Source organism: Microbulbifer mixtoriginis (SeqCode) (assembly GCF_052466765.1).
On sequence record NZ_CP174289.1, the window covers coordinates 1,677,360 to 1,698,870 of the forward strand.

The following is a 21,511-nucleotide window of genomic DNA, read 5'->3' on the forward strand; positions in this document are numbered from 1 at the left end:
GGCATTACTCCGATATACGCTTGGCCTCCCACTCGGCCTGGTGCTCGCTGGTGGGCCAGGCACTCATAATGGCCTTAAGCAGGGTCGCCAGCGGAATAGCGAAGAAGACGCCCCAGAAGCCCCAGATACCGCCGAAAAACAGTACCGCCAGGATAATTGCCACCGGGTGCAGATTGACGGCCTCAGAGAACAACAGTGGCACCAATACATTGCCATCGAGCAGCTGGATAATGCCGTAGGTCATAATCAGGTAGAAAAACTCATTGCTCCAACCCCACTGGAACAGGCCAATGGCCGCCACCGGGATAGTCACCACCGCCGCGCCGATATAGGGAATCAATACACTCAGGCCCACCGCCACCGCCAGCAGCAGGGCGTAATTGACCCCCAGCAACAGGAAGGCGGCGTAGCTCACCGCTGCCACTATGCCGATCTCCACCACTTTGCCGCGCACATAGTTGGCCACCTGGTCGTTCATCTCGTGCCAGATCTGGTGCAGCATGGGGCGCTGCTTTGGCAGGAAAGAGGTACACCAGCGGATCAGCTGGTCGGAGTCCTTCAAGAAGAAAAATACCAGGATCGGCACCACCACCACATAAATCAGCAGGCCGGCAAAAATGGGCAGGTTGGTGAGAGAGAAAGCCAGCAGGGTCTGCCCCATGCCACCCAGCTCTTTGCCGAGGGTATTAAAAACCTCGTCGATCTGCGCCGCAGAAATCAGGCGCGGGTAGCGCTCCGGCAGTAGCAACAACAGCTCCTGGCCGCGCTGCACCATATTCGGCAACTCCGCACCGAGGCGCACCAGCTGGCGCCAAATAATCGGTAGCACCACAAATAGCAGGCCCACGATAGTGCCCACCAATACCAAGCAGGAAAGTGTTACCGCGAGCCAATGGGGCACCCGCCAGGACTTCAACTTTTGCACCATGCCCTGCATCAGGAAGGCGATTACCAGGGCCGTAAGCACGGGCGCCAGCACACCTCCGAGCGTGGCCAGTACCACCAGCGCTACGGTGAGCAGCAGCACGAGCAACACCACTTCTTCCTGACTGAAGTAGCGGTTCACCCAGCCTTTAACAATCGACAACATAGACTCTCGGGATTGATTCTTCATTTGCCAGCGTACAGCCAATATAGAAAGGTATTATCACGCCTCTCGGCGCGCAGCAGGGGCCTGCCACTCAGTGCGGCAAAGCTGTGAAAATCGCGCCAGGAACCCTCATCGGTGGCCATCACACACAGTAAGGTCCCCGCTTCGTATTGGCGCAGGGCCCTGCGCATAGCCAGCAGAGGCTGGGGGCAGGGCAACTGGCGGGCGTCCACCGTTACCGCCGCATGCCAGTCCGGCACAGGGTTTTTATCAACGGTATTGGAAGGGGGCACGGCCATTGGCTATCTGGTCACAAGCTTTACAGAGCCGCGGATTATAACGCGTAATCTGCGCCAGTTACCGACAATGCTTAACCCTTTTTAACCTTCCCGCTGGCGCCGGCCAGAACCTTTACCGCCCCACCCTGTCTAATCCTCGACAGTTCAACGGGGTTGCGTATAGAGTTGGACTATAGATCCTTCATGGACAGACCGAGCAGTAATCAAAATGACTGATCCCCAAAAAAGCCTGCCTCGTCGATCAAACAAAGCGCCTCTCTCACTGCGATTGCGCAATAGCCTAAAGGCGCTCGGCTTAGGCCTGCTGCTCGGCAGCACTCCCATCGCAGCCACCGCTGACTCTGAGGGAATCCGCCTGCCGGAACTTGGAGACAGCACCAGCGGCCTGGTATCCCCCCAGCGCGAGAAAGAATTGGGCCAAATGTGGCTGCGTATATTTCGTAGCCAGGTTAAGACCTCCTCCGATGCACTGCTACAGCAGTACGTCGAAAAAACCGTTAAGGGCCTGGCCGAATACAGCCCCCTGGAGGACAAGAATATTGATGTGGTCGTGGTAAATAATGAAACCATGAACGCATTTGCGGTACCCGGTGGCATTATGGGTATTCACACCGGCCTCTTCCTATTTGCGAAAAACGAAGATCAGTTTGCTTCGGTGGTCGCCCACGAACTGGGCCACCTCAGCCAGCGCCACTACGCCCGCTCCCTCGAAGCCCAGCGCAACAACACCCTACCCACCCTGGCCGGCATGCTCGGCGCCCTGGTACTCGCCGCCACCGCCGGTGGCGAAGCGGGGCTCGCCGCCATAACCGCAACTCAGGCCGCAGCGCTCGACAGTCAGCTGCGCTTTAGCCGCAAGAATGAACAGGAGGCCGATCGGGTCGGTATCGAAACCTTGGCAAGATCCGGCCGCGATCCAGATGCCGCCGGCGAGATGTTCGAGCAGATGCTCAAAGCCACCCGCTACTACCGCCGCCCACCAGAGTTCCTACTGACCCACCCGGTGACAGAGAAGCGTATCGCCGACGCCAAGCTGCGCTCCCAGCGCATGGAGGATGTCGAACCCAGCGATAGCCGCGACTACCATATGATGCGCGCGCGAATCCGACTGGCTACTGAAGCCACGCCACAGCAGGCCGTTAAACGCTTCCAGGCCGAACTTAATGGTATCCATGACAACGAAGATGCCGCCCGCTACGGCCTGGCATTGGCACAAATCGCCGCAGGAAGGCCGGATTCCGCCCTGGACACCCTGCAGCCGCTCCTCGATAAGGAGCCCTCCAAAGCCGCTTTTGTCCTGGCGCGCGCCGATATTGACCTGGTACGCCAAGATTATTCAGGCGCCACCCAGCGCTTACAAGTGGCTCTGGACCGCAACCCCGGCGACCACGCCTTGGTGATGGGGCTCGCCAACGCTCATTTTAAAGCGGGCAACTATCTGGCGGCAGAGCGCATGCTGGCCAAATATAGCCGGGTGCGCAAGAAAGACCCCGCCGTATGGTACCTATTGGCCGAGACCCATGGCTTGGCCGGGGATATTGTCGGAGTGCACGAGGCACGAGCCGAATACTATATTTTGAACGGCGTTTTCGATAAGGCCCTGCAGCACCTGCGCCACGGCATTCGCATGACCAAAGACGACTATCAAACCAATGCCATCCTGAAACAGCGCCTTAAAGACGTCATCAAGATGCAGGAAAAAGCCAAGGAACTTTGACCTCACTCATTAACAACACAAACAAAGCACAAACAAAAAGAGCGGCCTCTAGCCGCTCTTTTTTATTTGCACTGGAGCCCGCTAGGCACCTTTAACCCTTGCGGAAATCCAGCATTCTCTGCAGCGGGATCATCGCCTTACGGCCCAACTCCGCATCTACAAAGATCTCGTTATCACCGCGCTCCAACACCCCACACAAATTCTCCAGGGAGTTCATCGCCATCCAAGGACAGTTCGCACAGCTGCGGCAGGTGGCGCCAGCTCCAGCAGTGGGGGCAACCATCAATTCTTTATCCGGGCACTCCTGCTGCATCTTGTAGAAGATGCCCTGGTCGGTCGCCACGATAAAGCGCTTCTCTGGGCGGGTCTTGGCTGCATTGATTATCTGCGAGGTGGAACCCACCACATCCGCCAGTGCAACCACCGAGGCAGGGGATTCCGGGTGCACCAACACTACGGCATCCGGGTAGAGCGCCTTCAGGTCCTCCACACCTTTCGCCTTGAACTCCTCGTGCACAATACAGGAGCCATCCCAAAGCAGAACATCCGCACCGGTTGCACGCTGCACATAACCACCGAGATGCTTATCAGGGGCCCACAGAATTTTTTCACCGTTGGCATCCAAGTGGTCCACTACATCCAGGGCGATACTGGAGGTAACCACCCAGTCCGCTCTCGCCTTCACCGCCGCAGAGGTATTGGCATAGACAACGACCGTGCGATCCGAATGCTGATCACAGAACTCGGAAAACTCATCCGGGGGGCAGCCCAAATCCAGGGAGCAGGTAGCCTCCAGGGTGGGCATTAACACACGCTTATTCGGCGTCAGGATCTTGGCGGTCTCGCCCATAAACTTCACACCGGCCACCACCAGGGTATCGGCGCTATGCTTGGCACCAAAGCGGGCCATCTCCAGAGAGTCGGATACACAGCCACCAGTCTCTTCGGCCAACGCCTGGATTAATGGGTCTGTGTAATAGTGAGCCACTAACACGGCATTCTGCTCTTTAAGCAGACGCTTGATACGCTCGCGCCAGGCTTGCAACTCCTCCTCACTGTACTGAGACACAACCGGCTCCGCCAAGTGCGCCTGCACCAGGGAGAGGGAATCTACCGTTTCTGCAACAACGGACTTTTGGGTCATGGCTAACTACCACCAGCGAAAAACGCGCAGTATAACGCATTGCGACGCCATATCAGCGCACCTAAAGTATCAACAACTGGTAATTCGACAGCACCGCAAGATAAGTTACGCCCCATGCCCGGGCTGCAGAGCCCAAGAGAACAGAGAAGCAGTTTTGCGCGCCCACATCCAGGCAAAAAAGCCTTCCTATTATTGGGGAGCCCCTAAAATGGAGCAGGTTGAAAACATTGTGATTGGTGCTGGAGCCATTGGTCTCGCCAGCGCCTATGCCCTGGCCATTAGAGGGCAGGATGTGCTGGTTCTGGAACAACACACCAATATCGGCACAGAGATTAGCGCCCGCAGCAGCGAGGTGATCCACGCCGGTATTTACTACCCAAGCCGCAGCTTAAAGGCTAAAGCCTGTGTCGCGGGCAAAGCCAAGCTGTATCGTTTTTGCCGCGAGTATGCGGTCCCACACAAAGCCATCGGCAAATTAATCCTGGCTACCAACGAAGCCCAACTCCCCCAACTCAAAGCCTTGAAAGCCCAAGGAGATAAGAATGGCGCCGGCCATTTACAGCTGCTGAGCGCAAAAGAAGCCAAGGTAATGGAACCCCAGCTGCAGTGTCACAGTGCAATTTATTCACCTACCACAGGCATCTTCGATAGCCACGCCCTACTATTGGCACTGCAGGGCGCCCTGGAAGCGCGCGGCGGCCAGGTGGCACTAGGCACAGCAGTGAAAAAAATATCGCGTGAAAGTGACCACTACCAACTCACCATGAGAGATGGCTACCAGCTCGGTACCAAGAATTTGATCGTAGCCGCAGGGCTACACAGCCACCAACTGCTCTGTAAAATCAACGACAAAAGTATTCGACAACTAGTCCCAAACCAATTCCTGGCAAAGGGGAATTATTTTTCTCTCGACCACAAACCCCCTTTTTCCCACCTGATCTACCCCCTGCCAGAACCCGGCGGACTGGGCACTCATCTCACACTGGATTTGGAGGGCTATGCCCGCTTTGGACCCGACGTTGAGTGGGTAGAAAAAATTGATTACACGGTGGATAAAAAACGAGGGGAAAGGTTTTATAAAAGTGTTCGCCTTTATTGGCCCGAGCTCCCCGCAGAAAGCCTAAAGCCAGATTACGCTGGCATTCGCCCAAAGCTCACGGCAAAAGGCGGCCCAACCGAGGACTTCAAAGTATTCCACTGGGGCGAAAGTCAAGAACCACAACTAGTAGCCTTTTTCGGCATTGAGTCACCCGGCCTTACCAGTTGCTTATATTTAGGGGAGATGGCAGCAGACTGTATTTGTCGCTAAAAACTGCTCTCTGTAGAGACCAATAAATGCCTTAATGGCTCAGCCAAGTAGAGAATTTTCAGGCGCGAGCAAACCATTGTTGACAGAGAAGTAAAAAATAAAAAGGAATGCAGTAAAGAAATGGTGGGTCGTGCTGGATTCGAACCAGCGACCAATTGGTTAAAAGCCAACTGCTCTACCAACTGAGCTAACGACCCTTAGGAAGTTGGGCGAACTTGGTATGTCCCAACTCAGGATGCCTTTACTTCTCTCGCAGATCTGTAAAAGCTGTGGGGTTACTGTGGATATCCCCGGCGGAAATGGTGGGTCGTGCTGGATTCGAACCAGCGACCAATTGGTTAAAAGCCAACTGCTCTACCAACTGAGCTAACGACCCTTTTCCGTGCCTCGATGTGAGGAGCTGCGTATCTTACGGATCTATTTTGAAAAGACAATACCTAACCCGAAAAAAAATCTAACAAATTTAAGGGGTTAGGTATTTCCCATAAAAATGACACCAACTGACAATCAGCTGGCATACACCGTAGGGTCCGCCAGGCCTGCTTCCGTAAATCCCGCAGCACGTAGCCGACAACTATCGCAGCGACCACAGGCCGCACCATCTGGGCGCGCCTGGTAACAGGATACCGTCAAACTGTAATCAACCCCAAGACGGGTTCCCTCGAGTACAATATCCGCCTTACTCATCTGCATCAGCGGCGCTCTCACAGAGAGCTTGTTTCCCTCTACCCCAGCGCGGGTAGCGAGGTTGGCCATCTTTTCATAGGCCTCGATATACTCCGGCCGGCAATCCGGATAGCCCGAGTAATCCACCGCATTGACGCCGACAAAAATATCCTGAGCTCCAAGCACCTCGGCCCAGCCAAGGGCAATAGAGAGGAATACCGTATTGCGAGCCGGTACATAGGTAACCGGGATGCCACTGGTTTCCTCTTCAGGAACCTCAATACTGTCATCAGTTAGGGCCGAGCCGCCAATTGAACGCAGATCGAGCTTCACCACTTTGTGCTCTGCCGCTCCGAGATCAGCGGCTACGCGCTTTGCCGCTAACAATTCAGCTTCGTGCCGCTGACCGTAATCAAAACCCAGGGCATAACATTCATAATCTTCTGCACGCGCCATGGCGAGCACTGTGGCCGAGTCGAGGCCACCGGACAGCAAAATTACCGCTTTCTTTGCAGTCATCTCTTCCTCAATTTTTCAATCCACAATCACCGGGCCAATCAGACACCCGGGATATCTCCCCACAGCAATTTGTGCAGCTGCATCTGCATGCGCACCGGCAACCCATCGGCCAGCACCCACTCCGCGAGCTGCCGCGCCGGCAACTGCTCATAGCTGGGCGAGAAAAGTACCTCCCCTACACGCTCTGGCAAGTTGTACTGATCCAGGGTAAATCTGGCCCACTCATAATCGCCCCGGTCACAGATCACAAATTTGATCTGATCATCGCGGGTGAGCACCTGCATATTTTCCATGCGGTTGCGGTGCTGCTCTCCGGAAGCTGGGGTTTTCAGATCCACAACCCGGGATACCCGCGGGTCCACCTGATCCACCGGCATGGCGCCACTGGTCTCCAATGATACCGAGTAGCCGGCGTCGCAAAGGGCTTCAAGCAAGTGCAGGCAATTGGGCTGGGCCAGGGGCTCGCCTCCTGTCACGCAAACATGACGCGCGGGGTGGCTCTGCACCTGCAGTAATATCTGCTCCAGGGTCATGCGCTCGCCGCCATAAAAAGCGTATTCCGAGTCACAATAGGTACAGCGCAGCGGACAACCGGTCAGTCGAACAAAAACCGTAGGCAGGCCACTTTCCCGCGCTTCCCCCTGAAGGGAGTAGAAAATCTCACTAATTCTGAGTGATTCTTTAGACAGATTGGTCATACACACCCGACACAAAAACGCCCGAATGGCACATGCCATCCGGGCGCGGGATCATAGGCTTTTTCTGCTCAAAAAACCAGCGATGCAAATTAGGCAACAGCAGCAGTTATTACTGCCGCACCGGGCTAGAAGTTCTCCTGCAGATATTTTTTAGCCAGGTTTGATGCACGGGCATCACTCGCCGCCACCTGCTCCAGCAGGTTGCGCGCTTTCTGCTGATCTCCCAGCTGGTGGTAAACCGTTCCCAGCTTGTAACGACCATCCCAGACTTTATTAGAGTTCGGGTAGCCGTCCAGCAGGGCCACAAACCATCCGCGGGCCTCTTCCAAATTTCCCTGTACCAGCGCTATCTCACCCAGCCAATAATTGGCATTGGGGGCATACTGACCGTTGGGAAAGTCTTGTAGCAGACTCTTGAATTCAGCACTGGCGCCACCGTAGTCACCATTGCGAGCCAGACCAAAGCTGGCCTGATAGCGGTCGCGTTCACTCTTGCCGTCTTTCGGCCCCTGGGGCTTGGGCGGCATTGAGGAACCCCCTCCAACAGAGGCGCCACCACTGCCTTTAGTATCCACCGGCGGCTGAGCTGAGGGCTCTGTACCACTCAGGCGCGCTATACGCCGGTCCAGATCCATATAGTCCTCGGTGCGCTGTTGTTTGAGACGCTTAATCTCGTGGCGCAGCTCCTCAACCGTACCGCGCAATTCGCGCACTTCCTGCTGCAATACCTGCATCTGGTAGTAGGCTTCAGCCTGGGGGTTGGTCTTAGCTTTGGGACTGGGGGTTGTGGCGCGGGCGAGGTAGATGTCCTCGTTAGTAGCGTCACTTGAGACGGGCGACGGCTCCTGGCTGCTGGCAGTCAGGTCGACAATCGGGGCTTGGGAGAATACGGGCGATGCCGCAGCCATTATGGCAGCGGCGATCGCCAGTTTTCTAATCGTAAAAGCCATTGGCATCCATTTTGACGATTAGTTAATAACAACGCGACGGTTCATCGCACGGGCAGCTTCGTTAGAGCCCATTTGAGCCGGGCGCTCTTCACCGTAACTGATTACTTCCAGGTTAGCTGCGTCTACGCCCTGCAGTACCAAAAAGTCGCGTACAGCATTGGCGCGGCGCTCACCCAGAGCCAGGTTGTACTCGCGGGTGCCCAGTTCGTCAGCGTGGCCTTCGAGGCGAACAGCAGTAGCATTACTGCGCATGCGGTCGGCGTGACGGATCAGCAGTTCACGGGTTTCTGGCTTCAGCAGGGACTGGTCGAAGTCAAAGTAAACCACATTTTCCAACGGAGCCATGGTTTCAGGCTCATCTACAACGTTAGTTTCAACTTGAGTATCAACCTCAGGCTGAGTGTACTCTTCACCGCTGGTGTTGTCGCTGCTGGTATTGCTACAACCGGCCATTACTGCCAGAACACAGGCCAACCCCAGGCCCGTTTTTACTGATTTCAACATAAGCTACTCCGCTTTTAGTGTTATCGAAAATCCTGAAAGATTTTTAAAATTGGTCTTATAAATACCCTACGCTTCAGAGCGCTGGGCCCCCGCCTCAATCAAAGTATGGCGACCATGCCGGTTCACGGACATCGCCTCTCTGTGAGGGTAAGTTGTACTTCACCCCGGCATCCAGCGATACCGCAGCCAGAATGCCCTTGTCTCCGCGCTTGGTTGCGTACATCAGCATGGCCCCATTGGGTGCAATGCTGGGGGACTCATCCAGGGTGGTCTCCGTGAGGACACGCATCCTGCCCGAGTTAATATCCATCGTGGCGATGGTAAAGGTTCCCCGGTTGCGATGTACCATGACCAACGTCTTCCCATCAGGAGAAACACGCGGCCGCGCATTGTAGTCGCCATCGAAGGTTAAGCGGTCGACTTGACCAGTGGCAAGAGTCAATTGGTAAATTTGTGGCTTCCCTCCCCTATCTGAGGTGAAAACCAGCGATTTACCATCCGGCATCCAGTTCGGCTCGGTATCGATGGAGAAGTGTCTGGTCATGCGAGTGAACTTACCACTCGCCAAATCCAGTACATAGATCTCCGGGTTGCCGTCCTTGGAGAGCACCATAGCCAACTTGGTTCCATCAGGAGACCAGGTTGGCGAGCTATTGATGCCCTTGAAGTTGGTTAGTTGTTTGCGTTCGCCTGTGCGCAAGTTTTCGCGGAAAATCGCCGGGCGGCCGGTCTCGAAAGAAACATAGGCCAGCTCCTGGCCGTTGGGCGACCACATGGGTGACATCACCGGCGCACTAAAGCGACGGATCTGCTTGGCGCGGGCACCGTCGATATCCGAGCGCATCAGCACATAGCTGGGCTTGCCGCCACGCCTCTCTTCCTGCACATACACCATCTCTGTGGAGAAGGCGCCGCGAATACCAGTGATGGCCTCAAAGATTTCATCGGCGGCGCGGTGGGCGATATCGCGCAACTGGGTTTGGCCGCCGCGTACCTGTTTGGTGAACATCTTGTGCTGGCCGAAAACATTAACCAGGTCAAAAGTCAGCAGGTAGCCCGAGGCCTGAGGCTCGATACGGCCGGTAACAATGTACTCGGTGCCGAGGATACGCCAATCGCGGAACACCACATCTTCCGGAGTTTTAGGGAAGGACAGCATGTCCTCCTTGGGTACCGGAGAAAAAAGGCCGCTGCGGCGCAGGTCGGCGGAAATAATTCCAGAGACATCCTCTTTGAGGACACCACCGCCCGACCAGCTGAATGGGGATACCGCGATCGGGGTGGGGTCATCGATACCACTGGTGATATCCACCACCAGCTGGGCGCGAGCCCCCAGGCTCACCGAGGCGATTGCAATAATGACGACTGTCTTCAGTAAACTCTTGATCATTGGCGCAGATCTTCGACTTTAAAGTTCAAAATTGTGGTGCGGACTTCCCGCTCGAATATCACCGGCTCCTCCTGGGCCAACTTGGCCACTTCAGGAAAGACTTCCACCCGACGGATGGCGGTGAGTACCGATCGATCCAGGGCCGCATTACCACTGCCCTCGACGATATTAGTTGCCACCACCCGGCCGGTGGGGACAAAATTTATTTTTACCTTGGTCAACATGCCGTTACGGGCACTCGGTGGGCGACTCCACACGGCTTCAATTTGCTGCTGAATCGCCTGGGCTACAGACATCACCGCCTGCTGCCCATCATTGGCATCAAGCAACTCCTGCTCATCCTCCAGCGCTTCATTGAAAGAGCTCTCTCGCTCTTTGGCCAGCTGCTCCTTAAGTTCTTTTTCCTTACGCTCTTTTTCTTTGCGCTCTTTCTCGCGCTGGGCCTTCTCCTGCTTAGCCTTGCGATCGGCTTCGGCTTTGGCCTTGCGTTTTTTCTCCGCTTCCTGCTTTTTCTTTTGCTCCAGGGCCGCGCGGCGCTTGCGCTCGACTTCGGCCCTGCGTTTTTGCTCAGCCTCGCGCTGGGCGCGCTGCTGAATTTTGTCTATTTTTTTGGGCAGTTTCTTCTTTGGGGTCGCCGCCTCAATAGTTACCAGCTTGGCCTGCACAAACTTCGGCATCGGTTTGCGCTCGGGCATACTGCTGGCTTCCCAACCATAGGTAATGGCAGTGATTAGCGCCCCGTGTAGCAGGAGGCTAATTATTATCGCCAATACATAAAAGCCTTTATTCACCGGCACCCTACCCCTGCGGTGGCTCTGTCACCAGGCCGACACTCGGTGCACCCGCCTGCTGCAGCTCGGTCATGGCATTGACGATCAAGCCATAGCGGGCCTCGCTATCGCCCCACACCAGCACCGGGGTTTTCGGCTTTTGCCGCAACACCTTGGCCACCGTCTCCTTGATCTCAGTGAGAGACTTGGCCTCCTGCTCATCGGTACCCAGATTTAGGTAATAGGTGCCATCGGCACGCACCGAAATAATCAAAGGCTCCTCATCAGTGTCCTCCATCGGCGCCGAGGGCGCATTTGGCAGGTCCACTTTGACCCCTTGCATCAACAATGGTGCCGTGACCATAAAGACAATCAACAGCACCAGCATCACATCGATGTAGGGCACCACATTGATCTCGGAGACCAGCTTTTTCTTGGTTCCCTTGCGAAACACACTCATAGGGTTCGCCTACTCACTACTCAGCCGGAGTGCACTTTGCGGTGCAGGATAGAGGAAAACTCCTCGGCGAAAGTTTCGTAGCTGGACAACAGCCACTCCGCCTTGGCCGAGTAACGGTTGTAGGCCATTACCGCGGGAATCGCAGCGAACAAACCCATGGCCGTTGCCACCAATGCCTCACTGATACCCGGGGCTACAGTGGCAATGGTGGCTTGGTGCATAGTGGCGAGACCACGGAAGGAGTTCATAATCCCCCAAACGGTGCCGAACAGGCCGATATAGGGGCTAACGGAGCCTACAGTCGCCAGAAACGGCAGGTTCATCTCTACCTTTTCCTGTTCCCGGGACATGGCCACGCGCATGGCGCGCTCGGTACCTTCCATAACCGCTTCCGGGCCACCACTGCCCTGCTGGCGCAGGCGGGTAAACTCAGTAAAGCCAGCGCGAAACAGGGATTCGACCCCATCGGTCTTTCCTTTTTCGGCGCGCTCGTTGCCCTCGCGAAAAAGTTTGTTCAGATCTGCACCGGACCAGAAACGACGTTCAAAATTATTGAGCGCGCGTTTGGCCTGGGATAAGTAGAGCCCGCGCTGGATAATCATGACCCAGGACACCACAGAAGCCAGTAACAGCAGCAACATGACGAGCTGTACCAACAGGCTGGCATTCTGAATTAGCCCCCAAAGAGAAAGTTGTTCACCGGCGTTCATCTTCTTAAATAACTGCCTTTAATGCTGAATAAATAGGTTCCGGCAGGGCACAGGGCCTGCGGCTGTCGTCAGCGACACAGGCCACTTTGACCACGCCTTCGCAAATTAGCTCATCGCCGCGCCAAATTTTTTGCTCAAAAGTCACTGCGGCACGCCCCAGTTTGCCAATCGCCGCCGTGGCGCGCAACGCATCATCGAGCCTGGCGGAACGACGGTACTGGACCTCGGCGGAATGTACCACCAACAGTACACCTTCCTGCGGCATCGCCGGCTTATCATACCCGAGGGAGCGCAACAGTTCTGTGCGCGCGCGCTCCATATACTTCAAATAATTCACGTAATACACGATGCCGGCCGCATCGGTATCTTCGATATAAACCCTTACAGGAATACCGAACTCTTCCTTCATTGAATATCCCTCACTTCCACAGCCACCCAACCCAAAAGTACCAGGTGCTGAATCATCAACTGACCTTATCCGGCTTAGGCAGGCCAAAATGTTCATAGGCGAGCCCGGTAACTACTCGCCCACGGGGTGTCCGGGCAATATAGCCCTGCTGGATCAGGTAGGGCTCCAATACATCTTCCAGAGTATCCCGCTCTTCGCTCACAGCAGCGGCGAGACTATCCACCCCCACTGGACCACCATCAAATTTCTCGATCATCGCCAACAGCATACGTCGATCCAGAGAGTCAAAGCCTTTTGCATCCACATTGAGCATATTCAAAGCGGCATCGGCGATATCAGCATCCACCGCACCATCGCCCTTAACATCTGCGTAATCGCGCACACGGCGCAGCAGGCGATTGGCAATCCTCGGGGTACCGCGGGCGCGACGCGCCACTTGTAAGGCTCCGCCTTCATCCATCTCAACCCCCATCAACCTAGCGGAGCGACGCACGATACTGGTGAGGTCTTGCACGTTGTAGAATTCCAGCCGCTGCACTATGCCGAATCGATCGCGCAGGGGCGAGGTGAGCAGGCCCGCTCTGGTAGTGGCCCCCACCAAAGTAAAGGGTGGCAGATCCAACTTGATTGAACGCGCCGCCGGCCCCTCGCCGATCATAATATCCAGCTGGTAATCCTCCATGGCCGGATACAAAACCTCTTCTACATGGGGGCTGAGCCTGTGAATCTCGTCGATAAACAGTACGTCCCCAGGTTCCAAATTCGTCATTAGCGCGGCTAGATCACCGGCCTTCTCCAGCACTGGCCCCGAGGTAGTCTTGATCGCAACACCCATCTCTGCGGCAATAATATTGGCCAGAGTGGTTTTACCCAGACCTGGAGGACCGAACACTAAAGTGTGATCCAGGGCCTCTTTGCGCAATTTGGCCGCCTGAATAAAGATCTCCATCTGCTCGCGCACCACTGGCTGACCCACATAGTCGGCCAGCGCTTTGGGGCGCACAGCGCGGTCGTACTGCTCTTCCTGCCCAGAGGGCCCCGCAGGTTCTGGGGCTACTAAACGATCGGCTTCAATCATCGCAATAACACTCCAAGCCTCCCGGTTTAGGCGGGTGCCATGCCCTTTAGGGCCAGGCGGATAAGGGTGGCACTGTCGGCTTCCGGCTGCTCCTTGCTCGCGCGGGCCACCATTTTGCTGGCCTCAGTGGGCTTGTAACCCAGGGCCACCAGGGCGCTCTCCGCCTCGCCGGTATGATCTACCTTGGGTGCTGTGGCTGCCGCCATCAATGGAATATCGTTGGAATCACCGAAATCCGGGGTCAACTTATCGCGCAGCTCTACAATCAAACGCTCGGCCGTCTTCTTGCCAACGCCTGGTACCTTTACCAGTGCCGCAACATTATCCTCAGCCACACAGCGTGCCAAAGCCGCACCATCGAGACCGGATAAAATCGCCAGGGCCATCTTGGGGCCCACACCACTGACCTTAATCAAGGTTCTGAACAGTTTGCGATCGGCGTCGCGGATAAAGCCGTAGAGTTGCTGGGCCGTTTCGGAAACCGCCAAGTGCGTGTGTACTCGAACCGGCTGTCCCAGGGCGGGCAATTCAAAAATTGTGGTCATAGGCGCGAGCACTTCGTAGCCCACCCCTTGCACATCAATCAGTAACAAAGGGGGCTGTACCGCGGCCAGAGTGCCACTCAGTCTTCCAATCATGTGTTGTTCCAGGTTTATCTATCGCTGCCCACAATGAGGGCCAAGTTCTGCAGAGTTTTCTAAACGCTGAGGCGACCGCGGCGAAAGCGGCTGCGCGCTCCGCCGGCGGTAAATAGCAGAGTCTGCTCCGTGTGCATATGGCAGAGAGCCACGGCGAGTGCATCGGCGGCATCCTCTTGGGGAGTCCCCGGTAGTGACAGCAAGGTTTTGACCATGTGCTGCACCTGCAGCTTGTCGGCTGCACCACTGCCCACCACCGCCTGCTTGACCTTGCGCGCCTCATACTCAGCCACGGCGAGACCACTATTGGCCCCGGCCACTATGGCTGCACCGCGCGCCTGGCCCAGTTTCAGGGCTGAGCCCGCACTCTTAGACATAAATACATTTTCAATTGCCATCTGCGCCGGTTGGTATTGCTGGGCAATCTGAGAAACCGCGTCGAAAATCAGCTTTAGGCGCTCAGGTAGGGGGCCTTCGGGAATACGAATTACCCCACTGGCCACATAGCGGGCCTTACCCCGTTCTACATCGATAATTCCATAGCCGGTTTTACGCGAGCCGGGGTCAATACCCAGGATTCGGGTCAAGAGGTGTTCCCCAAATATCTGTATGTTTATATAGTGGCGGGAGTGTCCCAAGGTGGGAGCGAGGCGTCAAGGAAGATCGCAGACAGCATAGAAAAAGTGGCTATCTGCTAAAGCGATATGAGGGTAAACCGGGGCTAACCTTGCCCGCCCCGGTCTGAACTGGGACTCAGCCCAGCTCCTCCATCACCTCTGCTGGAATATCCGCGTTAGTGTAAACATTTTGCACATCGTCGAGATCTTCCAGCATCTCGATCAGGGCCAACACCTTCTCTGCCCCCTCTTTATCCAACGGGATAGTGGTGGACGGAATCATGGCGATTTCAGCGCTGTCCGGCGTGAAGCCTGCGGCTACCAGCGCATCTTTCACCGTGAGGTAATCCTGGAATTCAGTGGTCACCTCAACGCTGCCATCATCGTTGGTTTCGATATCCTCAGCACCCGCTTCCAGGGCCGCTTCCATCAGCGCGTCTTCATCCACGCCAATGTCGTAAAACATCTGGCCTTTGCGGGTGAACAGATAGCTTACGGAGCCATCGGTACCCAGGTTGCCGCCGCGCTTGGAGAAAGCGTGGCGAACCTCGGCCACTGTACGGTTGCGGTTGTCGGTCAGACACTCCACCAGTACTGCGACACCGCCGACACCGTAACCTTCATAAACCACAGCTTCATAGTTATCACCCTCCGCATTGCCGGCGCCGCGGGCAATAGCTTTATCGATGGTGTCGCGCTTCATATTCGCGCCCAGAGCCTTGTCGATAGTCGCGCGCAATGTCGGATTATCGTCGGGGTTGGGGCCCGCCTTGGCCGCTACGGTCAGCTCACGAATGATCTTGGTAAAGATCTTGCCGCGCTTGGCATCCTGAGCCGCTTTACGGTGCTTGATATTGGCCCATTTACTATGTCCGGCCATGTTCCGTCTCTCTTCAATCTGTGCGAGGGATGGGCCAATAAGCGAAGCGAAATGCCCATCACCACGATTTGACAGGCCCGCTTCGCCCGGCCCGTCGGGGGAAAATCAGCTGATTTTTTCTTCTTTCTGGCGCAGGCGAATATTCAGCTCGCGCAACTGCTTGGCATCCACCGTGCCCGGAGCATCCGTCATGACACAGGCGGCACTCTGGGTTTTGGGGAAGGCAATCACATCGCGAATAGAATCGCTGCCTGTCATCAACATTACCAAGCGGTCCAGACCAAAGGCCAGGCCTCCATGGGGCGGCGCACCATACTTGAGAGCATCCAGCAGGAAGCCAAATTTCTCGCGCTGCTCTTCCGCATCGATACCGAGAATACGGAACACCGCCTGCTGCATGGCCTGGTCGTGGATACGCACAGAACCGCCACCCAGCTCGGTACCATTCAGCACCATATCGTAGGCGCGCGACAGCGCCCCCAGTGGGTTCTGCTCTAATTCTTCGGGGCTACAGGAAGGTGCAGTAAACGGATGGTGCAACGCGGTGAGGCTGCCGTCTTCATTTTCCTCGAACATCGGGAAGGCCACTACCCACAGGGGCGCCCACTCACTGGTGTAGAGATTGAGGTCTTCACCCAGTTTGCAGCGCAGCGCACCCAGCGCTTCGGAGACCACTTTGGCAGTATCCGCGCCGAAGAAAATAATATCGCCGCTCTCAGCCTCAAGCCGATCAAGAATGGCAGCTCGAGTCTCAATGGGCAGGAATTTTACGATCGGCGACTGCAGGCCATTCTCCAGGTCGGAGCGGTCATTCACCTTCACATAGGCCAGACCCTTGGCACCGTAGATACCCACAAACTTGCCGTAGTCATCGATCTGCTTGCGGGTCAGCTTGTCGCAGCCACCGCTCACCTTAATAGCCGCTACGCGACCTTTGGGATCATTGGCCGGTCCAGAGAACACCTTGAAGTCCACTTCGGTCATCAGGTCTTTGATCTCTACCATTTCCAGCGGAATACGCAGATCCGGCTTGTCAGAGCCGTAGCGCAACATCGCCTGGTAATGGGACATACGCGGGAATTCACCCAACTCAATGCCTTTCAATTCCTTGAACAGCTTGCGCACCATGCCCTCAGTGATCGACATAATCTCTTCTTCGTCGAGGAAAGAAGTCTCGATATCGATCTGAGTGAATTCCGGCTGGCGATCGGCGCGCAGGTCTTCATCGCGGAAACACTTGGCAATCTGGTAATAACGATCAAAGCCGGACACCATCAACAACTGTTTAAACAGCTGCGGAGACTGCGGCAGGGCGAAGAATTTGCCATCGTGGGTGCGGCTCGGCACCAGGTAATCGCGCGCGCCTTCGGGGGTGGCGCGGGTCAGGATCGGGGTTTCGATATCGAGGAAACCGTGCTCATCCAGATAATTGCGAATGGCCGTGGTGAGTTTGGAGCGGAAATACAGGTTGTTCTGCATTTCGTTGCGACGCAGGTCCAGGTAGCGGTACTTGAGGCGCACGTCTTCACCCACAGCAGTGTGCTCATCCAGCTGGAAAGGCACCGTCTCTGCCGTGTTGAGAATTTCCAGCTCAGTGCCGTAAACCTCAACTTCACCGGTCACCATATTCGGATTAAGGGCTTCGGGCGCGCGGGCGCGCACACGGCCGGTGACCTTGAGAACATATTCGCTGCGCACGCGATCGGCCATTTCGAAATGCTCGGCCGCATCCGGGTCGAATACCACCTGAACAATTCCCTCGCGGTCGCGCAGGTCGATAAAGATTACACCGCCGTGATCGCGGCGGCGGTCGACCCAGCCACAGAGGGTTACTACACGGTCTATGTCCGCGGAACGAAGGACGCCACAGTAGTCGCTGCGCATGGATGAAAATTCCCGTTATCGATAGGTAAAAAGGTTAAATAGAGAGTACACCGCACAAGCGGCTCCGCACAGCGGGTTTAAGCCGTCTTCGCCGTTTTTGCCGGCTGGCCACTTTTAGCTTTACTGCCATTGGCAGCATCACCGGCCAAATTTTTCTTACTGCCGGTCTTAAAATCTGTCTCGTACCAGCCGCCGCCCTTGAGGCGAAATCCCGCTGCTGAAATCTTCTTGTGCAACTCGGCCTTGTCACAGGCAGGACAGTCTTTGAGGGGGGTGTCGCTCATGCGCTGCAAGGCCTCCATCTCGTGGCCGCAGGCATTGCACTGGTATTCATAGATCGGCATTACTCGGTACCCGATGCTGGAAAAAGGGGGACAGAGTATACATGAGCCCCCCAGAGGGAAGAAGCAGGCACCCCCTTTTGGCCTTTGTAGAAGGGGTTTGGGATCTCAAAACAGGTACAAAATAAGGAAAAAGCACTATTTTTCTAGTATTTTCCCGTGCGGCCAAACAAAAACTATATATACTTCCCACCATCACCCGCTGAGACGCCGTTTTGTGGATGCAGCGCAGCGGGAGACCGAACACACTTTTACCGGATATACACCGAACAACAAAGAAGGAAGTAAGCTATGGCAATCGCCAAGAAAGCTGCCAGCAAAACCACTGCTGCCAAAAAGGCTCCAGCCAAGAAAGCCGCTGCCGCTCCAGTTAAGAAAGTAAAAGCGATCAAAGAGAAGTTCACCAAAACCCAGGTGCTGAACCAGATCGCAGAAAATACTGAACTGTCCCGCAAGCAGGTACAGTCTGTTCTGGACGAGCTGAGCGATATTATTGAAGGCCACATCAAGAAGCGCGCTGTTGGCGAATTCTCCCTGCCGGGCCTGATGAAAATCACCACTGTGAAGAAGCCAGCCAAAAAAGCCCGTAAAGGTATCAACCCCTTCACTGGTGAAGAGACTGTCTTCAAGGCCAAGCCTGCAAGCATCCAGGTAAAAGTTCGCCCGCTGAAGAAGCTGAAGGAAATGGCTGAGTCCTAAGACTCCCAGCCTCAGGCACTAAACCCCGCAACTGCGGGGTTTTTTTATGCCCCTATATACCATCTAAAGATTGGCCATAGCCCCATTCTTAGCTACACCAATTACCCTTTTTACCACGCCCTTATCAATATCAGCAGGGTGTAGCTTCCATAAAAAATAATCGATCCCATACGGGAGTCTATCCGGCAATATTTATTAGCTGATGAATAGCGTAAAATAACCAGCTTACCGATAATTGAACCCAGTTTATTCCTATGCGCGCATCCCGTTACCTTATCGCCACCCAGAAAGAAACGCCCAACGACGCGGTAGTAATCAGCCATCAGCTGATGCTGCGCGCCGGTATGATCCGCCGTCTCTCCTCCGGCCTCTACACCTGGCTGCCCACCGGCCTGCGCGTACTGCGCAAAGTAGAGCGTATTGTGCGTGAAGAGATGAACAGTGCCGGTTCCCTGGAAGTATTGATGCCGGTAGTGCAGCCGGCGGAGCTGTGGGAGGAGTCCGGCCGCTGGCAGCAGTACGGCCCGGAGTTACTGCGTATCCAGGATCGCCACTCCAATGACTTCTGCCTGGGCCCAACCCACGAGGAAGTTATTACCGACCTGATCCGCAATGAGATCAAAAGCTACAAGCAGCTGCCTGCCAATTTCTACCAGGTACAGACAAAATTCCGCGATGAAATTCGCCCGCGTTTTGGTGTGATGCGCGCGCGTGAATTCACCATGAAGGATGCCTACTCCTTCCACATTGATGCGGATTCCCTGCAGGAGACTTACGACATTATGCACGGCGCCTACTGCCGCATTTTTGATCGTATTGGCCTGGACTACCGCCCGGTGCTGGCGGATACCGGCTCTATCGGCGGCTCCAGCTCCCATGAGTTCCACGTTCTGGCACAGAGCGGTGAAGATGATATCGCTTTCTCCACCGAATCCCGCTACGCCGCCAATGTTGAGCTGGCCGAAGCTTTGGCCCCTGCTGGCGAGCGCGCCGCACCGAGCCAGGAAATGCAGGAAGTACACACGCCAGGGCAAAAAACCATCGCCGATGTCAGCGAATTCCTGAACAGCGACCCCACCCATTCGGTAAAAACCCTGATCGTGTTGGGTGAATGCGAAGAGGGTGAAACCGCGCCCCTGGTTGCGCTGGTGCTGCGCGGCGACCATGAACTGAACGAACTGAAAGCAGAAAAATTGGCCGGCATCGCCAGCCCATTGCAGTTCGCCCCGGAGCAACGTATTGCCGATGAACTGGGCTGCAATATCGGCTCTTTAGGACCTGTCGGCATGAAGCTCGAAACTATTGTGGACCGAGCTGCGGCACACCTGGCGGACTTTATCTGTGGCGCCAACCGCGACGATTACCACTTCACCGGCGTGAGCTGGGGCCGCGACGTGGAACTCGGCCGCATTGAAGACCTGCGCAATGTCGTTGCCGGTGACGCCAGCCCCGACGGCCAGGGCACCCTGGAAATCAAACGCGGAATCGAAGTCGGCCATATATTCCAGCTGGGTGACAAATACAGCCGCGCCATGAACGCCACCGTACTCGATGAGAACGGCAAGGAGCAGGTCATGTCCATGGGCTGTTACGGCATTGGAGTATCCCGGATTGTCGCCGCCGCTATTGAGCAAAACCACGATGACTCCGGCATTATCTGGCCAGACGCCATAGCGCCGTTCCAGTTGGCAATTGTGCCCATCAATATGCACAAGAGCGATGTGGTACGGGAAAAGTGTGAGCACCTGTATGAATCCCTGCGCAGCAAAGGCGTGGATGTACTGCTAATGGATGAGCCCAAGGCTCGCTTGGGTGGCATGCTCGCAGATGTCGAATTGATTGGTATCCCCCACCGCATCGTTATCGGCGACCGCGGCCTGGAGAAAGGCATTGTGGAATACAAGGGCCGCGCCGATGCTGAGAGCCAGGAGTTTGCGGTATCCCAGCTGGAGGAAGTACTGCTGGAGAAATTCGGCCTGCGCTAATCTGATGATGAGATAGATTTTCTTTATCTATCTCAAAATACCTCCGTGAAATACCAACACAGCACTTTAAGTCCGTTGGTATTTCACAGCCCCATTCAATTCAAATGCCTCTCCCTGTCCAAATTTGCGCAAAAGGTCCATAAAAGGCGCTACCCAATCTCTCTGGATCTCGTAAAATTCCCAACATGATAAGAAAAGCTATTACCGCGATGGGGTTCTGCCTTATCTGCTGCGGTGCCATATCCCAGACTAACACCAAGCAAGTGGACCCCGAGTTGCGGCTCGCCCTGCGCGAGGCCATTACTCAGGCAGACAGCTTTGTCGATCGCTTCGATGCGGAGGTGTGGCTGATGTCAAAATCCCAGCCCTTAGCACGCTACATCAAAGACCCTAAAAGGCGCATGCACGTTCTTAAGGCTGTGCATCGCGAGGCAACCCGAGCGGGTTTACGCCCGGAAATTGTTCTGGCGGTAATCCAGATCGAGAGTGCCTTTAACCCCTACGCAGTATCCCGGGTAGGCGCGCAAGGCATGATGCAGGTAATGCCATTTTGGAAAAAAGAGATTGGCCGTCCCGGTGACAACCTGATTGATATGGATACCAACCTGCGTTACGGCTGCACCATCCTCAAGCACTACATCAAAAAAGCGAAGGGCAATCTGGCCAACGCCCTCGCCTACTACAACGGCAGCTATGGCCGCCACACCTATAGCAGTAAGGTGCTGGATGCCTGGGCCAACCGCTGGAGATAAGT

At 55.5% G+C, this 21,511-nt stretch carries 23 protein-coding genes and 2 tRNA genes; 5 read left to right on the forward strand and 20 right to left on the reverse strand.

The window, feature by feature from the left end; genetic code table 11:
- Positions 1-4 precede the first annotated feature (4 nt).
- Complete coding sequence (locus ACJJIV_RS07350; protein ID WP_252085962.1) at positions 5-1,090, reverse strand: AI-2E family transporter; 1,086 nt, start codon at positions 1,088-1,090, stop codon at positions 5-7.
- Positions 1,091-1,110: 20 nt separating this feature from the next.
- Entirely contained in the window at positions 1,111-1,389 is a 279-nt protein-coding gene (locus ACJJIV_RS07355; protein ID WP_252084634.1) for a sulfurtransferase TusA family protein, read from the reverse strand.
- 208 nt (positions 1,390-1,597) lie between these two features.
- On the opposite strand from ACJJIV_RS07355, the gene ACJJIV_RS07360 reads away from it, so the two are divergent.
- Positions 1,598-3,106, forward strand: coding sequence for a M48 family metalloprotease (locus ACJJIV_RS07360; protein WP_444891291.1), 1,509 nt, complete (start codon positions 1,598-1,600; stop codon positions 3,104-3,106).
- Positions 3,107-3,197: 91 nt separating this feature from the next.
- Here ACJJIV_RS07360 and nadA read toward each other — a convergent pair whose 3' ends face one another.
- A complete protein-coding gene (gene nadA, locus ACJJIV_RS07365; RefSeq protein WP_444891292.1) occupies positions 3,198-4,250 on the reverse strand; it encodes a quinolinate synthase NadA in 1,053 nt (350 codons plus the stop codon).
- Positions 4,251-4,458: 208 nt separating this feature from the next.
- Between nadA and ACJJIV_RS07370 the strand changes: the two genes are divergently transcribed.
- Complete coding sequence (locus tag ACJJIV_RS07370) at positions 4,459-5,559, forward strand: NAD(P)/FAD-dependent oxidoreductase (protein WP_444891293.1); 1,101 nt, start codon at positions 4,459-4,461, stop codon at positions 5,557-5,559.
- Between the two features lie 121 nt (positions 5,560-5,680).
- Here the strand turns inward: ACJJIV_RS07370 and ACJJIV_RS07375 are convergent.
- From ACJJIV_RS07375 to ACJJIV_RS07455, 17 genes are all read right to left on the reverse strand, one after another.
- Positions 5,681-5,756: transfer RNA gene (locus ACJJIV_RS07375), tRNA-Lys, on the reverse strand.
- 103 nt (positions 5,757-5,859) lie between these two features.
- Positions 5,860-5,935 (reverse strand) — tRNA-Lys (locus ACJJIV_RS07380).
- Positions 5,936-6,066: 131 nt separating this feature from the next.
- Positions 6,067-6,744 (reverse strand): 7-cyano-7-deazaguanine synthase QueC, encoded by a 678-nt coding sequence (gene queC / locus ACJJIV_RS07385; RefSeq protein ID WP_444891294.1) that lies wholly within the window; start codon positions 6,742-6,744, stop codon positions 6,067-6,069.
- 38 nt (positions 6,745-6,782) lie between these two features.
- Positions 6,783-7,442, reverse strand: coding sequence for a 7-carboxy-7-deazaguanine synthase QueE (gene queE / locus ACJJIV_RS07390; protein WP_444891295.1), 660 nt, complete (start codon positions 7,440-7,442; stop codon positions 6,783-6,785).
- Positions 7,443-7,567: 125 nt separating this feature from the next.
- Positions 7,568-8,392 carry a YbgF trimerization domain-containing protein gene (locus ACJJIV_RS07395; protein ID WP_444891296.1) on the reverse strand — a complete coding sequence of 275 codons (825 nt, stop codon included), beginning with the start codon at positions 8,390-8,392 and terminating at the stop codon, positions 7,568-7,570.
- 18 nt (positions 8,393-8,410) lie between these two features.
- Positions 8,411-8,896 carry a peptidoglycan-associated lipoprotein Pal gene (gene pal, locus ACJJIV_RS07400; RefSeq protein WP_444891297.1) on the reverse strand — a complete coding sequence of 162 codons (486 nt, stop codon included), beginning with the start codon at positions 8,894-8,896 and terminating at the stop codon, positions 8,411-8,413.
- Positions 8,897-8,990: 94 nt separating this feature from the next.
- Positions 8,991-10,286, reverse strand: a complete 1,296-nt coding sequence (tolB, locus tag ACJJIV_RS07405) for a Tol-Pal system beta propeller repeat protein TolB (protein ID WP_444891298.1) — start codon at positions 10,284-10,286, stop codon at positions 8,991-8,993.
- A complete protein-coding gene (gene tolA, locus ACJJIV_RS07410; protein ID WP_444891299.1) occupies positions 10,283-11,077 on the reverse strand; it encodes a cell envelope integrity protein TolA in 795 nt (264 codons plus the stop codon). The genes tolB and tolA overlap by 4 nt, the downstream gene beginning before the upstream one ends.
- A gap of 7 nt (positions 11,078-11,084) precedes the next feature.
- The gene (gene tolR / locus ACJJIV_RS07415; protein ID WP_444883811.1) at positions 11,085-11,516 is read right to left on the reverse strand and encodes a protein TolR; all 432 of its coding nucleotides are present in this window, start codon (positions 11,514-11,516) and stop codon (positions 11,085-11,087) included.
- 20 nt (positions 11,517-11,536) lie between these two features.
- Positions 11,537-12,226 (reverse strand): protein TolQ, encoded by a 690-nt coding sequence (gene tolQ, locus ACJJIV_RS07420; protein ID WP_444891300.1) that lies wholly within the window; start codon positions 12,224-12,226, stop codon positions 11,537-11,539.
- Positions 12,227-12,230: 4 nt separating this feature from the next.
- Positions 12,231-12,635, reverse strand: a complete 405-nt coding sequence (gene ybgC, locus ACJJIV_RS07425) for a tol-pal system-associated acyl-CoA thioesterase (RefSeq protein WP_444883810.1) — start codon at positions 12,633-12,635, stop codon at positions 12,231-12,233.
- A gap of 55 nt (positions 12,636-12,690) precedes the next feature.
- On the reverse strand, positions 12,691-13,713 hold the full coding sequence (gene ruvB / locus ACJJIV_RS07430) for a Holliday junction branch migration DNA helicase RuvB (protein ID WP_252084622.1): 1,023 nt from the start codon (positions 13,711-13,713) through the stop codon (positions 12,691-12,693).
- A gap of 26 nt (positions 13,714-13,739) precedes the next feature.
- Complete coding sequence (gene ruvA / locus ACJJIV_RS07435; RefSeq protein ID WP_444891301.1) at positions 13,740-14,351, reverse strand: Holliday junction branch migration protein RuvA; 612 nt, start codon at positions 14,349-14,351, stop codon at positions 13,740-13,742.
- Positions 14,352-14,410: 59 nt separating this feature from the next.
- A complete protein-coding gene (gene ruvC, locus ACJJIV_RS07440) occupies positions 14,411-14,938 on the reverse strand; it encodes a crossover junction endodeoxyribonuclease RuvC (protein WP_252084620.1) in 528 nt (175 codons plus the stop codon).
- A 166-nt stretch (positions 14,939-15,104) separates the two neighbouring features.
- Positions 15,105-15,848, reverse strand: a complete 744-nt coding sequence (locus ACJJIV_RS07445; RefSeq protein WP_252084619.1) for a YebC/PmpR family DNA-binding transcriptional regulator — start codon at positions 15,846-15,848, stop codon at positions 15,105-15,107.
- Positions 15,849-15,953: 105 nt separating this feature from the next.
- Positions 15,954-17,732, reverse strand: coding sequence for an aspartate--tRNA ligase (gene aspS, locus ACJJIV_RS07450; protein ID WP_444891302.1), 1,779 nt, complete (start codon positions 17,730-17,732; stop codon positions 15,954-15,956).
- A 77-nt stretch (positions 17,733-17,809) separates the two neighbouring features.
- The gene (locus ACJJIV_RS07455) at positions 17,810-18,076 is read right to left on the reverse strand and encodes an FmdB family zinc ribbon protein (protein WP_444891303.1); all 267 of its coding nucleotides are present in this window, start codon (positions 18,074-18,076) and stop codon (positions 17,810-17,812) included.
- A gap of 288 nt (positions 18,077-18,364) precedes the next feature.
- On the opposite strand from ACJJIV_RS07455, the gene ACJJIV_RS07460 reads away from it, so the two are divergent.
- The 3 genes from ACJJIV_RS07460 (at position 18,365) to ACJJIV_RS07470 (ending at position 21,509) form a co-directional block, all read left to right on the forward strand.
- Positions 18,365-18,772 carry an HU family DNA-binding protein gene (locus ACJJIV_RS07460; protein ID WP_252084616.1) on the forward strand — a complete coding sequence of 136 codons (408 nt, stop codon included), beginning with the start codon at positions 18,365-18,367 and terminating at the stop codon, positions 18,770-18,772.
- Between the two features lie 254 nt (positions 18,773-19,026).
- Positions 19,027-20,757 carry a proline--tRNA ligase gene (locus ACJJIV_RS07465; protein WP_444891304.1) on the forward strand — a complete coding sequence of 577 codons (1,731 nt, stop codon included), beginning with the start codon at positions 19,027-19,029 and terminating at the stop codon, positions 20,755-20,757.
- A gap of 209 nt (positions 20,758-20,966) precedes the next feature.
- Positions 20,967-21,509, forward strand: a complete 543-nt coding sequence (locus ACJJIV_RS07470; protein ID WP_444891703.1) for a lytic transglycosylase domain-containing protein — start codon at positions 20,967-20,969, stop codon at positions 21,507-21,509.
- Positions 21,510-21,511 lie beyond the last annotated feature (2 nt).

Excerpts from the sequence above, each read along its gene's own strand:
- ACJJIV_RS07350 (WP_252085962.1), bottom strand. The coding sequence starts at position 1,090 with ATGTTGTCGATTGTTAAAGGCTGGGTGAACCGCTACTTCAGTCAGGAA.
- ACJJIV_RS07355 (WP_252084634.1), bottom strand. The coding sequence starts at position 1,389 with ATGGCCGTGCCCCCTTCCAATACCGTTGATAAAAACCCTGTGCCGGAC.
- ACJJIV_RS07360 (WP_444891291.1), top strand. The coding sequence starts at position 1,598 with ATGACTGATCCCCAAAAAAGCCTGCCTCGTCGATCAAACAAAGCGCCT.
- nadA (WP_444891292.1), bottom strand. The coding sequence starts at position 4,250 with ATGACCCAAAAGTCCGTTGTTGCAGAAACGGTAGATTCCCTCTCCCTG.
- ACJJIV_RS07370 (WP_444891293.1), top strand. The coding sequence starts at position 4,459 with ATGGAGCAGGTTGAAAACATTGTGATTGGTGCTGGAGCCATTGGTCTC.
- queC (WP_444891294.1), bottom strand. The coding sequence starts at position 6,744 with ATGACTGCAAAGAAAGCGGTAATTTTGCTGTCCGGTGGCCTCGACTCG.
- queE (WP_444891295.1), bottom strand. The coding sequence starts at position 7,442 with ATGACCAATCTGTCTAAAGAATCACTCAGAATTAGTGAGATTTTCTAC.
- ACJJIV_RS07395 (WP_444891296.1), bottom strand. The coding sequence starts at position 8,392 with ATGGCTTTTACGATTAGAAAACTGGCGATCGCCGCTGCCATAATGGCT.
- pal (WP_444891297.1), bottom strand. The coding sequence starts at position 8,896 with ATGTTGAAATCAGTAAAAACGGGCCTGGGGTTGGCCTGTGTTCTGGCA.
- tolB (WP_444891298.1), bottom strand. The coding sequence starts at position 10,286 with ATGATCAAGAGTTTACTGAAGACAGTCGTCATTATTGCAATCGCCTCG.
- tolR (WP_444883811.1), bottom strand. The coding sequence starts at position 11,516 with ATGAGTGTGTTTCGCAAGGGAACCAAGAAAAAGCTGGTCTCCGAGATC.
- tolQ (WP_444891300.1), bottom strand. The coding sequence starts at position 12,226 with ATGAACGCCGGTGAACAACTTTCTCTTTGGGGGCTAATTCAGAATGCC.
- ybgC (WP_444883810.1), bottom strand. The coding sequence starts at position 12,635 with ATGAAGGAAGAGTTCGGTATTCCTGTAAGGGTTTATATCGAAGATACC.
- ruvB (WP_252084622.1), bottom strand. The coding sequence starts at position 13,713 with ATGATTGAAGCCGATCGTTTAGTAGCCCCAGAACCTGCGGGGCCCTCT.
- ruvA (WP_444891301.1), bottom strand. The coding sequence starts at position 14,351 with ATGATTGGAAGACTGAGTGGCACTCTGGCCGCGGTACAGCCCCCTTTG.
- ACJJIV_RS07445 (WP_252084619.1), bottom strand. The coding sequence starts at position 15,848 with ATGGCCGGACATAGTAAATGGGCCAATATCAAGCACCGTAAAGCGGCT.
- aspS (WP_444891302.1), bottom strand. The coding sequence starts at position 17,732 with ATGCGCAGCGACTACTGTGGCGTCCTTCGTTCCGCGGACATAGACCGT.
- ACJJIV_RS07455 (WP_444891303.1), bottom strand. The coding sequence starts at position 18,076 with ATGCCGATCTATGAATACCAGTGCAATGCCTGCGGCCACGAGATGGAG.
- ACJJIV_RS07460 (WP_252084616.1), top strand. The coding sequence starts at position 18,365 with ATGGCAATCGCCAAGAAAGCTGCCAGCAAAACCACTGCTGCCAAAAAG.
- ACJJIV_RS07465 (WP_444891304.1), top strand. The coding sequence starts at position 19,027 with ATGCGCGCATCCCGTTACCTTATCGCCACCCAGAAAGAAACGCCCAAC.
- ACJJIV_RS07470 (WP_444891703.1), top strand. The coding sequence starts at position 20,967 with ATGGGGTTCTGCCTTATCTGCTGCGGTGCCATATCCCAGACTAACACC.